This is a genomic window from Streptomyces lancefieldiae (assembly GCF_031845825.1).
Classification (GTDB): Bacteria; Actinomycetota; Actinomycetes; order Streptomycetales; family Streptomycetaceae; genus Streptomyces; species Streptomyces lancefieldiae.
The window spans coordinates 1-13,908 of record NZ_JAVRFH010000042.1; the positions used below are offsets into that span (position 1 = coordinate 1).

Consider the following 13,908-nt stretch of genomic DNA (forward strand, 5'->3'; position numbering starts at 1 on the left):
GCTCGGTGATTCGACACCAACGAGCTGTTCAGGAGGCCCTGTTCGTATGCGTCCAGCGCCCCGCGATCACCCGATCGGGACTCCCGTTCGACGCACATCTCTCAAGATCGAAAAGAGAACAGCTTCTTAGCGAGGGCCCTCAGATCATGTGTACGCAGCTGAGGGTCCAGGTCCGCAGTGCTGTGGGCATTCGTTCCGTTCTTGCCGAGGATCGCCGCCTTCAGGCCGCATTCCACGCTGTAGAACTGCAACAGGCGGGCTGCGGAGTCATCTCATCCGGCAGCGCTGTCGCGGAGCTCTGCGTAGCTCCTGATCAGGTCCCCCACCCCAACCTCTACTCCCATGAGAGCAGCTTAGGGCGCGGAAGGAGCGATCGGAGGCACACCGGCGGACTGCGTCGCAGCGAAGGGAGCACTGTTGCCACCTCCACCCAAGGGGACGTGTCGCTATCCGAGGCCGTCCCCGAAGAGGAGCTCGTACGGCAGGTGTTCGTCGTCCGGAACGTGCGGTACGTGGTTCGGAGCTGTGCGTGCTGCGATGGCTCGTAGCCGGGCGATAGCTTCCTCCTCCGAGGTGGGGGCGAGTCCCAGGGCGTGTAGGAGGCGGTCGCGCTCGGTGTTGAAGTCGGGGTGGTCGGCTCGGAGGTCCGCCCCCAGCTGGCTGATCGTGAAACCCTTTGCCAGGTCGCGCCAGAAGGGCAGCACCACGATGAGAGTGATGGCCTCGACGAGGTCGGCACCGATCAGTGTGGCCTGGCCCTCAGAGTCGGCGTATAGGACGGGCCTCTCCTCGGCCCCAGCTTCCCCGCACAGGTAGTACGTGCCGCCAGCGCCGCAGCCGGCTATCGGGTGTAGGGGGTCCCCGGTGGGAAGGGCAAGGTCCTCAATGGGATCTCGGCGTTCGACGTCGAAATCGCCAGGCCAGGCGAGCGCGGTGGCAAGGGAAGGCTCCTGCTCGATCCGGCGGAGTAGATCGTCTGATGCGGTCATGGGGCGGAACGTAACAGCACCCTCGGACGTCGGGTGCAGCTGGCCTGCTGATCGACGCTCAGCGGTGCTGTCAGTAGGGCGTGGCACAGTTCCAGCCCGCAGACATTCCGCTTCAACGTCTGATTGGACGTGGACAAACGGCCTGACCTGCGAGAAAGCAGGTCAGGCCGTTGTGTAGTCCGCAGCTGTCCGCAGACCCTGGAGCAGCTACGTGTCGTAGACCGTGGAGCGGTGTCCGACGTGTACGACCCACACCACCAGCTCCCCGTTGTCGATCGTGTAGACGACACGGTAGTCGCCGACCCGAAGGCGGCGGCGCTCAGGCTGGGATACGAGTGCGGTGGTGTTGAAGCCGAAGGGGTCGCTCTCCAGCTCCGTAAGTTTGGCCAGGATGCGAAGCGCCATGTCCCGCGGGATCTTGCGCAGCTCGGCCTGGGCCTCGGGCCGGAACACCGTGCGGTAGTCACTCACTGCGTGCCAGCGTCTCCCTCATCACGTCCTCGATTGGGACGCCGGCGGCCGGGCTCGCCATACGCTCGTCGATGATGCGGTTGATCTCGCGCTCCTCCCACTCCTGGTACTTGCGCAGCACGTCGATCGAGACCACGGCGGCGACCTGCTTGCCGCGACGGGTGATGACAGTGGGCACGTCGTCACGGTCGGCCCGTTCGACGACTTCGGCCAAGTGAGCGCGTACGTCGCGGATGGACTCTATGGGCAGCGGCTGAGTCATGCTTCAAGAGTACCGAGTGTGCCATGTGTACACAACACCTCGGGGTCCCGGCCGGTGCCGGGGTCAGCGGTGGCAGTATGCGGGGACATAGCGAGAGGGGTTGGGGGCGGGATGGGGCGCAGTGAGCGGGAGGCGGTTGCCGCGGGAGGGCGGCTGTACGAGGCGGCGCAGGCGGTGGTCGGCGACCACGGGCGGGCTGTCGAGGCGGTTCGGGCGGCGCTGAAGCCGATCTGCGACACGGCGGCGGAACAAGCGCTGGACGCCATCCCAGTGGCCCGGTTGAAGGAGGTCACCGAGGGTCGGCTGAGGCTCCGGGAAGTCGAGAAGAGTGGCCTGCGATCGGTCCGGCAGGTACTCGATGCCGGTTCCTACCGGTTGCGACAGATTCCTGGCGTGGGGCAGCGGACCGCCGACCAGGTCATCGCGGCGGCACGTCGGATATCTGATGCCGTTCGGGAGACCATCGCCGTCCACATCGACGTGGATCGGCCAGAGCCGCAGACCACCTCACTCGTCATGGCCCTGCATGTGCTGGTGGAAGCGGGCCCCGATGCGCGGCGAGCCGTCGACACGGCCGTAGCTCTTTCGGAGCTGCTCGGTCCGCTGCTGGCCGAGGCCAAGCCGGCCGCCAGGCGGCTGCGGATGCTGCTGGTGGGGCAGGCCAAACGAGTTCGGGCGCTGGAGGCCGTTGCAGAGATCCGCAGGCTGGCCGAGGAAGCAGCGCAGGGCGGTGTGTCGGAGCTGCTTGCACAGGCTTCGGTGGATCTGCTGCGCGGTACCTCGACCGAGGTTGCCGCCTGGGTCGACTTCGAGCTGCGTTCCGCCGAGTACTACAGCCTGCTCGCGGAGATCTCCGGCCGCAGCCCCGACACTGCCGCTGCCGAGGGGTTCCTGCCCGACGAAGTTGCCGAGCGGGTCCGCGACCAGATGCTTGATGACACTCACCGGCGGGTGTCGCTGCGCGGCTATCAAGCCTTCGGGACGCGCTTCGCCCTGGCGCAACGCAAGGTGATTCTTGGCGACGAGATGGGGCTCGGCAAGACCATCCAGGCCATCGCCGCTCTGGCTCATCTCGCTGCCGAGGGGCAGACTCACTTCATGGTCGTCTGCCCGGCCAGCGTCCTGATCAACTGGACACGCGAAATCGAGGCCCGCAGCAAGCTGCGCGTGATGCCTCTTCACGGCCCCGACAGGCAGGAAGCGTTTGCCGACTGGAAGGGTCGGGGCGGCGTAGGGGTGACCACCTTCGACGCCTTGCGTGGTTTCCCGGCCCCTGGAGGCGGCGAGCTGGGGATGCTCGTCGTGGACGAGGCGCACTACGTGAAGAATTCGAAGACGCGTCGCTCCCAAGCCGTGACGGAATGGTCTGGGTGCTGCGAACGCGTTCTCTTCATGACCGGCACGCCCATGGAGAACCGAGTCGCCGAGTTTCGCAGCCTTGTGCAGATTCTCCAGCCGCACCTGGCAGGGGTTGTTGGTGACCGTGACGGAGTGGCCGGTTCCAAGGCATTCCGGAAGGCCGTCGCCCCGGTCTATCTGCGCCGCAACCAGCAGGATGTTCTGACCGAACTGCCCGCGCTCCAGCAGACGGACGAGTGGGAGGAACTGAGTGCGTCGGACGAAGATGCCTACCGCGAGGCTGTGCGCGCCGGCAACTTCATGGCGATGCGCAGAGCGGCGTACGCGCGCCCCGAGAAGTCGGCCAAGCTGAACCGGCTGCGCGAGATCGTCGAGGACGCCGCCGAGAATGAGCTGAAGGTGGTGGTGTTCTCCAACTTCAGGGATGTCCTTGGAACGGTGAAGGACACGCTCGATGGCGCGCGGAGCAATGGTGACGCTCAGGTGTTCGGTCCGATCTCGGGAGGCGTGCCACCCGCGCGCCGCCAGCAGCTGGTGGACGAGTTTGCCGCCGCGCCGGGTCATGCGGTGCTGGTGGCGCAGATCGAGGCGGCGGGGGTGGGGCTCAACATGCAGGCCGCGTCCGTCGTGATCATCTGTGAGCCCCAGATCAAACCGACCATCGAACACCAGGCGGTGGCGCGGGCCCATCGCATGGGGCAGGTGCGTTCGGTCCGGGTGCACCGGCTGCTCACCACCCGCGGGGTGGACGAGCGGATGGTGGAGATGCTGAAGAACAAGACCCGCCTGTTCGACGCGTACGCGCGCCGCAGCGCGGTCGCCGAGTCGACGCCGGACGCGGTCGACGTTTCCGACACGGCGATGGCCCGCCAGATCGTCGAGGAGGAGCAGGCGCGGCTGGGAGCGGTCCGCAAAGAGTCCGCAGGACACCCGTAAGCGACCGTCGGGACCCAACGCACGCCAACGAGGATATGCCTGGTCAGGGCGCTGCATGCGGCTCCGCCGCAGGTCAGGATCGGGCTTCAGGCATTCCGCTTCAACGTCTGACGCTATGTCAACGCCTGTGCCCGACCCGCCTGTTGCTGGGTCGGGCACAGCTGTGCGTCCGCAGTGAGTCCTCGATCCCGCGATGCGGTGACAGCGTTTGGCCGGGCGGCACGGCGGCGACGCGGTCTCAGACCTTGACGACCTCCACGGAACGGCCGCACAGGAGTGTCAGATCCTCGGGGTCGGAGGTGAGGACGGTGACCGGTTGGGGCGCGTTGCGGGCGATGGCGGCGAGAACGGCATCGATGGCGTACTTGTGGCCGTGAAGGTGATGGGTGCGAAGGAGGACGGCGGCCCGGTCGGTGACCTCCTTGGTGACGTCGTGGACGTCGACGCGGGAGAGGACCCACTTGATGCGGGCCGGGTGAATGCGCTCGTAGTCGGCCTCAAGCGTGGTCATGGCGCTGGCGGCGACTCGGACGCCCTCCTCCGACGCCGCCTGGACCAGGGCTACGACGGTGCGGTTCTTGCGGTAGAGCTTCGAGAGTCCTTCGCTGTCGAGCAGGAGGGTGCCGGGCATCAGGCGGCGGCCCCGCCGGCCTGCCGGTGGTCGTGGCGCAGCAGCGCCCGGGCGGCCTCGACCTCCTCGCGGGTGAGAGCCTCGTTGTCGGTCTCGAAGTCGGCGACGATCTCCCGCAGCTTGTCCATGGCGACCCTCTGTTCGAGAGCCTCGGCGACGTAGGCGGAGAAACCGCCGGGCCCGACATGGGCGCGCACGGCCTCGGCGAGATCCTCGGGCAGGCTGATCGAATACTTCCTACTACCGCTCATGGTGCTGATCCTACCCGCGGTCGTAAGCCTGGGGGCGTGAATGACTGACCCGAGGTTCGGTCGGTCCGCAGGGAGCTGCGAACGCTCGTCGAGGCCGGGTGTGGGCGGTGGGAAGATGCGGGGAGGGCCAGAGAGGGGCGGGAAGCGTGGGGCGTGGCGAGCGGGACGCAGTCGCGAGGGGAGCGCGACTGTATGAGGCGGCGCAGGCAGTGGTCGGTGACCCATCGTCGAGGAGGAACAGGCACGTCCGGGTATGACGGACGAGAGGCCCACGTCATCCGAGTGAGGGTTTCCTCCGGTCCGCAACCAGTCCGCAGGACACCCGTAAACCGCCGTCGGGAGCCAACGCGTGCCAACCAGGAAAGCCCAGGTCAAAGCCCTGGATAGGGCTCCGCCGCAGGTCAGGATCAGGCTGCAGACATTCCGCTTCAACGTCTAGCGGCTGACATATATCACCACGTCACCGACCTGGCAAACATGCAGGTCGGAGAGGGCTCGACTCTTTGGAGTCGGGCCATTGGCTCTTTCCCGTGCCAAACCGCTCGACCAATCACGACTTGCCCACCCGGCGCCGCCCACGCAACGTCACGCACCGGCCGGGCCGCTCCCCGCCAACCCCCGCCGCCACCTTCTGCAGCTCTCGCGGATCGTCGCTGCGGAGCTGCCCGTATCGCTGCGCCCGTCGAAGGATCGCCGCTACCGGGTGACAGATCCCTACCTGCGGTTTTGGCTGCACCTGCTCGGCCCCTCCATGGAGGAGATCGAGCGAGGGCGAGGTGACCTGTCCTTGGCGCGGATCCGAGAGAGCTGGACCAGCTGGCGCGGCCGGGCGGTTGAGCCGCTCATCCGCGAGGCGCTCGCCCGGATACTGCCCGACGAGCAACTCCCCGCAGCCCTCGCAGTGGGTGGCTACTGGACCCGCACCAACGACGTCGAGATCGACATCATTGGTGCGGACCGCGCCCACCTCGCCAGGGAGCTGCTCTTCCTCGGCTCCATCAAGTGGCTGGAGCAGTCACCTTTCGACCGGCACGACCTGGCAGCTCTCCATCGACATCGGGCCGCCCTCACCGACGAACCCGTTCCCGTCGTGGCGGTCTCGCGAAGCGGCGTCGCATGTCCGGGCCTTGATGCGACCTACGGTCCTGGTGATTTGCTGACCGCTTGGCCGTTGTGAGTGGCGGATTGCAGGCGCGGTGCGGGAGTTCGTGAGCGCGACGAGGCCGCAGATGTCGCGGAGAAGTTCCTCGGGCCTCGGCCCTTGCCGGCGCTGTTGTGTAGCGTTGGCGATCCTGAGCTCTCTCGTACTTGGTCGTGGTTCCCGTGCTGGGATGGTGCTGGGATGCGTCCGCATAACCGCAGTTCAGAGCCCTCCGGACGGTGTTGGCCTGCGTCAGCGGGCTGCCGGCCGAGTGGGTCGTAGAGCCAGGCACCGCCGACTGAGCCGGACCTGAACCCATCCCGGTGGCCCGGTTGTAGGAGCTCACCGAAGGGCCGCTGGGGCTCGGGGAAGCCGAGAGGGGGCTGCGGTCGGTCCGGCAGGTGCTCGGTGCCGGCTGGTTCCTTACAGGTTGCGGCAGATTCCTGGTGTGGGGCAGCGGACCGCCGATCAGGTCGTCGCGGCGGCGCGTCCGTTCGGGAGCCCATCGCCGTCCACATCGGGTCGGCCGGAGCCGCGAACCACCTCACTCGTCATGGCGCTGCAGGTGCTGGTGGAAGCGGGCGGGCCCCGACGCGCGGCGAGCCGTCGACACGGCCGCGGCTGTCTCGGAGCGGCTCGGCCCGCTGCCGGCCGAGGCCCAGCCGACCGCCGGGCGGCTCCGACGTCGCCTTCAGCACCCCCGAACGTTCGTCCGACAGATCCGACGCTGCGGGGGAACCGCTACTTCGTGGCCCCTTGGGCGAAGCCGTTGTAGATGTAGCGCTGGAGGAACAGGAAGATCACGAGTGTCGGCACGATGACGAGAACGGCTCCGGCTGAGATGTTCTCCCAGTGCGCCCCGAAAGGCCCCTTGAACCGGAACAGGGCCGTCGACATGGTCCCGAGTTCCTCGGAGGGCATGTAGAGGAAGGGGATGTAGAAGTCGTTGTACGTGGTGATGCCCTTGATGATGACCACGGTGGCGATGGCCGGCTTCAGCAGCGGAAAGATGATCTTGCGGTAGATGGTGAACGAGTTGGCGCCGTCGAGCCGCGCGGCCTCGTCGAGGGACTTCGGGATCCCGCGGATGAACTGCAGGAAGATGTAGATGGCCACGATGTCGGTGCCCATGTACAGCAGGATCGGGGCCCAGCGGGTGTTGAACAGCCCGAAGCTGTTGACGACCTGGAAGGTGGCGACCTGGGTCGTTACGGCCGGCACCAGCGTGGCGATCAGGAAGAGGGCCATGACGAGCTTCTTGAAGCGGAAGTCGAAGCGGTCGATGGCATACGCGGTCATCGAGCCGATGATCACGGTGCCGGTGATGGAGAACACCAGGATGAAGGCGGTGTTGCCGAAGGCCGTCATCATGTGGCCGTCGGTGAAGGCCGTGGCGTAGTTGGAGAAGTTGAGCCAGTCGTCCGGCAGGGCGAGGGCGCCCTGGCCGTCGGAGATCTCCTCGTAGGACTTCAGCGAGGTCAGGAAGATCACGACGAGCGGCAGCAGCACCACGAGGGAGGCGACGACCAGCGACAGGTACGTCAGGGTGGTGCTGACGCGCGGGCGGCGGCGCGTTCGGTCCTGCGGGCGGGCGGGTGAGGTGAGGGTCATACGAGGTCCACCTTCTCGTCGGGTACGAGGCGGCGCTGGATCCAGGTGATCACCAGGATGATCGCCAGCAGCACCACCGCACAGGCCGAGGCCAGGCCGGTCTTGTTGAACTGGAAGGCGAACTTCACCGTCTGGATGACGAACGTCGAGGTCTCCGTCGCACCGCCGGTCATGATGTACGGGATCTCGAACACGGAGAGGGAGCCGGAGATCGCCAGGATGACGCTCAGGCTCAGCACCGGCCGGATGCTCGGCGCGATGATGTGCCGGAACTGCTGCCAGCGGCTCGCGCCGTCCAGCTGGGCGGCCTCGTACAGCTCGCCGGGGATCGACTGGATCGCGCCGAGGAACAGCACGAAGTTCAGGCCGGTGAAGCGCCACACGGACACCCCGGCCATGGAGGTGTTGGCCGACTCGGGACTGCCCAGCCAGGCGTGGTCGGTGCCGACGCCGAACCAGGACAGGACCGAGTCGAGCGTGCCGCCGTCCTGGAAGAAGTAGAGGAAGACGAAGCCGATCGCGACGCCGTTGATCAGGTACGGGAAGAACAGGATGCCCTTGAACAGGTTCCTGAAGCGCAGGTCGAAGCTGAGGACGGCGGCGAAGTACAGGGCGATGACGATCTGTACGACGGACGCCGCCAGGTAGTAGAAGCTCACCGCGAACACCCGGAGCAGCTCGGGGCGGGTGAAGATCTCGGTGTAGTTCTCCGTGCCGACGTAGTTGCGGTCGGGGCTGACACCGTCCCAGTCGGTGAAGCTGTAGTAGATCATGTTGCCCACCGGCACGTACGTGAACGTGATCAGCAGGGCCAGGGGCGCCAGCAGGAACAGCCACGGGGTGAGTTTGCGCAGCGGCCGGTCGCGCCACGAGGAGCCGGCCCGTGTGCGATGCCGGGAGGGTCGTTTGCCGATCCGGCCCGGCCCGGCGGCCGGAGCGGGTGGTGCAGAGGTGGAAGCGGTTCGGGTCATTGCGGAGCCAGGGCCTTTCGTCGTCCGCTGAGGGCACTGGGTGCCGGGTCCCGTTCTCCCAAGAGGCGGGGAGGGGACCCGGCGGGTGCTGGGTTCAGACGGGTGCCGGGGTCAGGAGCCGACGGTCTGCCTGGCCTCGGACCAGCGCTTGTTCAGATCGTCGACGTAGTCCTCGAGCGATCCGTCCGTGGCGCCGCGGGCGATGTCGATGAGCTTCTTGCGGTAGTCGGGCTTGTTGAGTCCGATCTCGGAGGCGTTGTCGATGGCGTTGACGTCGGCCGTCTTCGCCTCGGAACGCTCAATCATCTTGACATCGTTGTCAACATAGTCCTTGAGTGTCGCCGGCATTCCCTCGGCCTTCAGGACGGAGACGGCGCCCTCCTTGGCCGCGTAGCCGGACTTCGCGGTGAACCAGTCGATCCACGCCCGGGCGGCCTCCTTGTGGTCCGAATGGATGTTGACGGCCTGCTGGTAGTCGGAGACCAGGGTGGCGCAGAAGTTGCCGTCCTTCTGCGACGGGACCGGCATGAAGCCGATGTCGTCGGGGTTCTGCCCGGCCGTCTCGGCCGCGTCCCGCATCTGGTTGATGGCCCAGGAGCCGAGCATCATGCTGCCCACCTTGCCCTTGGCCAGGAGGGTCTTCGAGCTCTCCCAGTTGGTAGTGGCCGGGTCCTTCTCCGACAGCTTCCCGTGGACGATGTCGTAGAGCAGGGTGTCGAGGGTGTTGAGGTCGTTGCCCTCGGCCCAGGGCTTGTCCATCGAGGCCAGCTTGTCGGAGGCCTGGGTGTCGCAGCTGATCGAGCCGACGCCGTTGGTCCAGGGACTCTCGAGCGGCCAGCCGTCCTTGAAGTTGGTGTAGTACGGGGTCGCCCCGGTCTTGTCCTTGACGGCCTTGAGGTCGTCGAGGAACTGCTCGGTCGTCGTCGGCCAGTCGGTGATCCCGGCCTTCTTGAACAGTGCCTTGTTGTAGACCAGGCCGTTGGCGGTGCCGAAGGTGGCGATGCCGTACGTCTTGCCCGCGACCTCGGTCTTGTCGGTGAAGCGGTAGGTGCTCTTCATCGACGAGGTCTCGCCGAGCGGCGCGAAGAACTTGGGATAGTCACCCTTGGCGACCGCCGACGGGATCAGCAGGACGTCGCCGTAGTCCTCCGTGTTCATGCGGATCTTCACCTCCCCCTCGTAGTCGGTGAGGCCCTCGAACTTCACCTTCACGTCGGGGTAGGTCTTGTTGAACTCCGCGGCGTACTTCTTCATCGTCCCGTCCTCGACGAGGTCGGTGCGATTGGTGAGCACGGTGATGTCCCCCGAGACGCCGTCCGGGTTCACCGGCGCGGCGGCGGTCTCGCCGGCGTCCGCGCTTCCCCCTCCGCTGCACCCCGCAACGGTCAGCATCGCGGTGGCGAGCAGTGCGACGCTCAGCGTCCTCTTCCCCATGTGCCCAGCTCCTTTCCAAGGATTACGGCTCGGGCTCCGGTGGTGGCTGACGGCGACTATGTCAGCCGCCCGTGAACCGGTAAAGCTTCCTAATCCCTCGCGATACTCAATCGTTACCTGAGGTGAGACGTGGCGTGGGGAAATCCATGGAGCGACTGCGCTCGCGAGAGGGCTTCTGTCGAGCAGAGAGGGCTAGACCGGTTCACTTCTGTGGGGTTAGGTTGAGCCGCGTTGCCTACGACACCGGGCCCGTCCCGCCGAAGGAGCCGTACATGAAGGAAGTTGTCCCGCTCGCCGAGGGCTGGAGCCTCCGCCACAGCGAGAACCTGTTGCCCGCCCAGGTCCCCGGCTGCGTCCACACCGATCTGCTCACGGCCGGCCTGATCCCGGACCCCTTCCTCGGCGTCAACGAACCCGACGTGGCCTGGGTCGGGCAGCGGGCCTGGACGTACGTCCGCGACCTGCGGGCCGCCGACACCGCCGGTGAGCAGTACGAGCGGACCGACCTGGTCTTCGACGGCCTCGACACCGCCGCGACCATCACCCTGGACGGGCGGGAACTGGGCCGCACCCGGAACATGCACCGGCGCCACCGCTTCGACGTCACCGGTCACCACGGGCTCCTGGCGGTGGACTTCGCCTCCGCCTACGACGAGGCGGCCTCGGTGCGGGCACTGACGGGGGAGCGCCCCAACGTCTACCCGGAGCCGTTCCAGTACATCCGCAAGATGGCGTGCAGCTTCGGCTGGGACTGGGGCCCGACCCTGGTGACCGCGGGCATCTGGCGCCCGGTCCGGCTGGAGCGGTGGTCGACGGCCCGGCTGGCGGACGTACGCCCGCTGGTGACGGTCCACCGCGGCACCGGCCGCGTCGAAGTGCACGTGGAGGTCGAGCGGACCGCGCAGGGGACGGCCCGCCCGCTCGCCGTGCGTGCCACCGTCGGGGACGGCCTCGCCGAGGCGCGCGGCGAGGTGGAGGGGACACACGCCGTACTGACGCTGGAGGTGCCCGACGCCTCCCTGTGGTGGCCCCGCGGCTACGGCGACCAGCCCCTGTACGACCTGGAACTCGTACTCGTCGAAGCCGGTCCCGGTGCCGAAGAGCGGCCCCTCGACTCCTGGCACCGGCGCATCGGCTTCCGGACCGTGGAACTGGACCGCTCGGCGGACCGGCACGGCACCGGCTTCACCTTCGTCGTCAACGGCGAACGGATCTTCGCCCGCGGGGTGAACTGGATCCCCGACGACGTCTTCCCGTCCCGGATCACCCCGGAGCGCTACCGCACCCGGCTGCGCCAGACCGCCGACGCGGGCGTGGACCTGGTGCGGATCTGGGGCGGCGGCATCTACGAGGACGACGCCTTCTACGACGCCTGCGACGAGCTGGGTCTCATGGTCTGGCAGGACTTCCTCTTCGCCTGCGCCGCCTACCCCGAGGAGCAGCCGCTGCGGGGCGAGGTCGAGGCAGAGGCCCGCGACAACGTTGTCCGGCTCATGCCGCACCCCTCACTCGTCCTGTGGAACGGCAACAACGAAAACCTCTGGGGCTTCCGCGACTGGGACTGGGAGCCCGAGCTCGGCGGCGACTCCTGGGGCGGCGGTTACTACCTGGACCTGCTCCCGCGGATCGTCGCCGAACTCGACCCCACCCGCCCCTACAGCGCGGGCAGCCCCTGGTCCGGCTCCTGGGACCACCATCCCAACGACCCGGCCCACGGCACGTATCACTCCTGGGAGGTCTGGAACCGCCGGGACTACGCCGAGTACCGCGACTCGGTGCCCCGCTTCGTGTCGGAGTTCGGCTGGCAGGCGCCGCCCGCGATGGCGACCCTGCGGCGCGCGCTGCCCGGCGAGCGGCTCGCGCCCGACTCGCCCGGCATGCTGCACCACCAGAAGGCCGAGGACGGCAACGGCAAGCTGAACCGGGGCCTGGAACGCCACTTCGTGCTGCCCGTGGACGACTTCGACCGCTGGCACTACCTCACCCAGGTCGTGCAGGCCCGCGCGATCGCCACCGGGATCGAGCACTGGCGGTCGCACTGGCCCGTATGCGCCGGCACCGTCGTCTGGCAGATCAACGACTGCTGGCCGGTCAGCTCCTGGGCGGCCATCGACGGCGACGGCCGGCTCAAGCCGCTCTACCACGAGCTGCGCCGGGTCTACGCGGACCGGCTCCTCACGCTCCAGCCGGGCGACGGAGACGACGGCCCCGTGCTCGCCGTCGTCAACCAGGCGGCCGAGCCCTGGCAGACGCGCGTGAGGCTGCGCCGGCTGCGGGCGGACGGCACCGAGGTGGCCGGGCACGTGCTCGACGTGACCGTCGCCGCCCGTTCGGTGCACCGGTGGGCCGTGCCGCAGGACCTGGCCCCCGCACCGCGGTCGACCAAGGAGTTCCTCGTCGCCGACAGCGAGGACCTGCGGAGCGTGCATTTCTCCGTCACGGACCGGGAGTTCGCCTACCCGGTACCGCGCTACGACGTGGCCGTTGAGTCCTCGATGGGCGCCGGGACGGGTACTGTCGAAGTCGTGGTAACCGCGCACACCCTCGTACGCGACCTCCTCCTGCAGGTCGACCGGCTCGGACCCGACGCGGTCTGCGACACCGGACTGCGGACCCTGCTCCCCGGTGAGCAGATCCGGCTGCGGGTCACCGGCGCGGCCGAAACCGGGGCCAACGCCGTGCGAGCGGCGCTGTTCTGCGTGGAACCGGCGTGAGCGCACCGTCCGCACGCGTCACCATCAAGGACGTCGCCGCGGCCGCCGGGGTGTCCAAGGGCGCCGTGTCCCTGGCCTTCAACCACAAGCCGGGGGTCTCCGACGCCACCCGCGAGCGGATCTTCGCGGCGGCCCGGCAGCTGGGCTGGGCGCCGAACTCCTCGGCCCGCAGCCTGTCGCGCCAGTCCGTCGACACCGTCGGCCTGGCGATCTGCCGGCCCGCCCGGCTGCTGGGCCTGGAGCCGTTCTACATGGAGTTCGTCTCCGGCATCGAGAGTGTGCTGGCCGAGCGCGACTGCTCGCTGCTGCTGCGCCTCGTCGGCTCGCTGGAGGAGGAGATCGGTCTGCAGGAACGCTGGTGGCGGGAGCGGCAGATAGGCGGCTCGATCCTGGTCGACTTCCATCACGAGGATCCGCGGATCGTCCCGCTTCGAAGCATCGGCCTGCCGGCCGTGGCGGTCGGCCACCCCTTTCTCACCGGAGGGTTCCCTTCGGTGTGGACCGACGACGCCGCCGCCGTCGCCGAGGCGGTGCGCTACCTGGCGGTGCTGGGGCACCGGCGCATCGCGCACGTGGGCGGCCCCCGGGGGCTCGGGCACAGTGCCATTCGGACGACCGCGTTCGAGCAGACCATGACCGAGCTCGGCCTGGAACGCGGGCCGCACGTCGAGACCGGTTTCTCGGGCGAGGACGGCGCGCGCGCCACCCGCTCCCTGCTGCTGTCCGCGGAGCGGCCCACGGCGATCCTCTACGACAACGACATCATGGCGGTCGCCGGGTTGGGTGTCGCCGCAGAGATGGGCGTCTCCGTGCCGGACGAGCTGTCGCTGCTGGCGTGGGACGACTCCCAGCTGTGCCGGCTGACGCACCCCACCCTGTCGGCGATGAGCCACGACGTGCACGGCTTCGGCGCGCAGGTCGCGCGGGTGCTGTTCGAGGTGCTGGCGGGCCATGACGTGGCCTCCCGGCCCGTCGCGACGCCGTCGTTGGTACCGCGGGCGTCGACCGCTCCGCCTCCGTCGTAGGAGGGGGCGGGCAGGGACGGTCGAGGGGCGCGGCGTCATGCCGCGCCCCTTCGCGTGTCGCCGAGGAGTTCCGCTCGACTGCCTCCCCCGGCAATTCTGGAGGGGAAGACGGA

Annotated in this window: 11 protein-coding genes and 2 pseudogenes; 5 read left to right on the forward strand and 8 right to left on the reverse strand. The window is 68.1% G+C overall.

Features of this window, described 5'->3' with window-relative positions:
* Positions 1-446: 446 nt before the first annotated feature.
* The 3 genes from RM812_RS30690 to RM812_RS30700 all read right to left on the reverse strand — a co-directional run bounded on the left by RM812_RS30690 (position 447) and on the right by RM812_RS30700 (position 1,722).
* Positions 447-989 (reverse strand): hypothetical protein, encoded by a 543-nt coding sequence (locus RM812_RS30690; protein WP_311579706.1) that lies wholly within the window; start codon positions 987-989, stop codon positions 447-449.
* A 207-nt stretch (positions 990-1,196) separates the two neighbouring features.
* On the reverse strand, positions 1,197-1,460 hold the full coding sequence (locus tag RM812_RS30695) for a type II toxin-antitoxin system RelE family toxin (RefSeq protein WP_030207783.1): 264 nt from the start codon (positions 1,458-1,460) through the stop codon (positions 1,197-1,199).
* Positions 1,453-1,722: a type II toxin-antitoxin system Phd/YefM family antitoxin gene (locus RM812_RS30700; protein ID WP_235455136.1), complete on the reverse strand. Its 270-nt coding sequence runs from the start codon at positions 1,720-1,722 to the stop codon at positions 1,453-1,455. Before RM812_RS30700 ends, RM812_RS30695 begins: the two co-directional genes overlap by 8 nt.
* 111 nt (positions 1,723-1,833) lie before the next feature.
* Between RM812_RS30700 and RM812_RS30705 the strand changes: the two genes are divergently transcribed.
* On the forward strand, positions 1,834-4,017 hold the full coding sequence (locus RM812_RS30705) for a DEAD/DEAH box helicase (RefSeq protein WP_311579719.1): 2,184 nt from the start codon (positions 1,834-1,836) through the stop codon (positions 4,015-4,017).
* 238 nt (positions 4,018-4,255) lie between these two features.
* Here RM812_RS30705 and RM812_RS30710 read toward each other — a convergent pair whose 3' ends face one another.
* Both RM812_RS30710 and RM812_RS30715 read right to left on the reverse strand, forming a co-directional pair.
* Positions 4,256-4,648 (reverse strand): DNA-binding protein, encoded by a 393-nt coding sequence (locus RM812_RS30710; protein ID WP_311579722.1) that lies wholly within the window; start codon positions 4,646-4,648, stop codon positions 4,256-4,258.
* A complete protein-coding gene (locus RM812_RS30715; protein ID WP_018845686.1) occupies positions 4,648-4,899 on the reverse strand; it encodes a hypothetical protein in 252 nt (83 codons plus the stop codon). Before RM812_RS30715 ends, RM812_RS30710 begins: the two co-directional genes overlap by 1 nt.
* Positions 4,900-5,539: 640 nt before the next feature.
* On the opposite strand from RM812_RS30715, the pseudogene RM812_RS30720 reads away from it, so the two are divergent.
* Both RM812_RS30720 and RM812_RS30725 read left to right on the forward strand, forming a co-directional pair.
* Positions 5,540-6,076 (forward strand): annotated as a pseudogene (locus tag RM812_RS30720) (DUF234 domain-containing protein); the annotation flags it as partial.
* 275 nt (positions 6,077-6,351) lie between these two features.
* Positions 6,352-6,732, forward strand: a pseudogene (locus RM812_RS30725) (ATP-dependent helicase); the annotation flags it as partial.
* A gap of 49 nt (positions 6,733-6,781) precedes the next feature.
* Here the strand turns inward: RM812_RS30725 and RM812_RS30730 are convergent.
* The 3 genes from RM812_RS30730 to RM812_RS30740 form a co-directional block, all read right to left on the reverse strand.
* Positions 6,782-7,651 carry a carbohydrate ABC transporter permease gene (locus RM812_RS30730; protein WP_311579736.1) on the reverse strand — a complete coding sequence of 290 codons (870 nt, stop codon included), beginning with the start codon at positions 7,649-7,651 and terminating at the stop codon, positions 6,782-6,784.
* Positions 7,648-8,622, reverse strand: coding sequence for a carbohydrate ABC transporter permease (locus RM812_RS30735; protein ID WP_311579740.1), 975 nt, complete (start codon positions 8,620-8,622; stop codon positions 7,648-7,650). The genes RM812_RS30730 and RM812_RS30735 overlap by 4 nt, the downstream gene beginning before the upstream one ends.
* Positions 8,623-8,733: 111 nt before the next feature.
* A complete protein-coding gene (locus RM812_RS30740; protein WP_311579742.1) occupies positions 8,734-10,056 on the reverse strand; it encodes an ABC transporter substrate-binding protein in 1,323 nt (440 codons plus the stop codon).
* A gap of 272 nt (positions 10,057-10,328) precedes the next feature.
* Here RM812_RS30740 and RM812_RS30745 point away from each other — a divergent pair, with 272 nt between their 5' ends.
* Positions 10,329-12,770 carry a glycoside hydrolase family 2 protein gene (locus RM812_RS30745; RefSeq protein ID WP_311579745.1) on the forward strand — a complete coding sequence of 814 codons (2,442 nt, stop codon included), beginning with the start codon at positions 10,329-10,331 and terminating at the stop codon, positions 12,768-12,770.
* Positions 12,767-13,795, forward strand: coding sequence for a LacI family DNA-binding transcriptional regulator (locus tag RM812_RS30750; protein ID WP_311579748.1), 1,029 nt, complete (start codon positions 12,767-12,769; stop codon positions 13,793-13,795). The genes RM812_RS30745 and RM812_RS30750 overlap by 4 nt, the downstream gene beginning before the upstream one ends.
* Positions 13,796-13,908 lie beyond the last annotated feature (113 nt).

Excerpts from the sequence above, each read along its gene's own strand:
- RM812_RS30690 (WP_311579706.1), bottom strand. The coding sequence starts at position 989 with ATGACCGCATCAGACGATCTACTCCGCCGGATCGAGCAGGAGCCTTCC.
- RM812_RS30700 (WP_235455136.1), bottom strand. The coding sequence starts at position 1,722 with ATGACTCAGCCGCTGCCCATAGAGTCCATCCGCGACGTACGCGCTCAC.
- RM812_RS30705 (WP_311579719.1), top strand. The coding sequence starts at position 1,834 with ATGGGGCGCAGTGAGCGGGAGGCGGTTGCCGCGGGAGGGCGGCTGTAC.
- RM812_RS30710 (WP_311579722.1), bottom strand. The coding sequence starts at position 4,648 with ATGCCCGGCACCCTCCTGCTCGACAGCGAAGGACTCTCGAAGCTCTAC.
- RM812_RS30715 (WP_018845686.1), bottom strand. The coding sequence starts at position 4,899 with ATGAGCGGTAGTAGGAAGTATTCGATCAGCCTGCCCGAGGATCTCGCC.
- RM812_RS30730 (WP_311579736.1), bottom strand. The coding sequence starts at position 7,651 with ATGACCCTCACCTCACCCGCCCGCCCGCAGGACCGAACGCGCCGCCGC.
- RM812_RS30735 (WP_311579740.1), bottom strand. The coding sequence starts at position 8,622 with ATGACCCGAACCGCTTCCACCTCTGCACCACCCGCTCCGGCCGCCGGG.
- RM812_RS30740 (WP_311579742.1), bottom strand. The coding sequence starts at position 10,056 with ATGGGGAAGAGGACGCTGAGCGTCGCACTGCTCGCCACCGCGATGCTG.
- RM812_RS30745 (WP_311579745.1), top strand. The coding sequence starts at position 10,329 with ATGAAGGAAGTTGTCCCGCTCGCCGAGGGCTGGAGCCTCCGCCACAGC.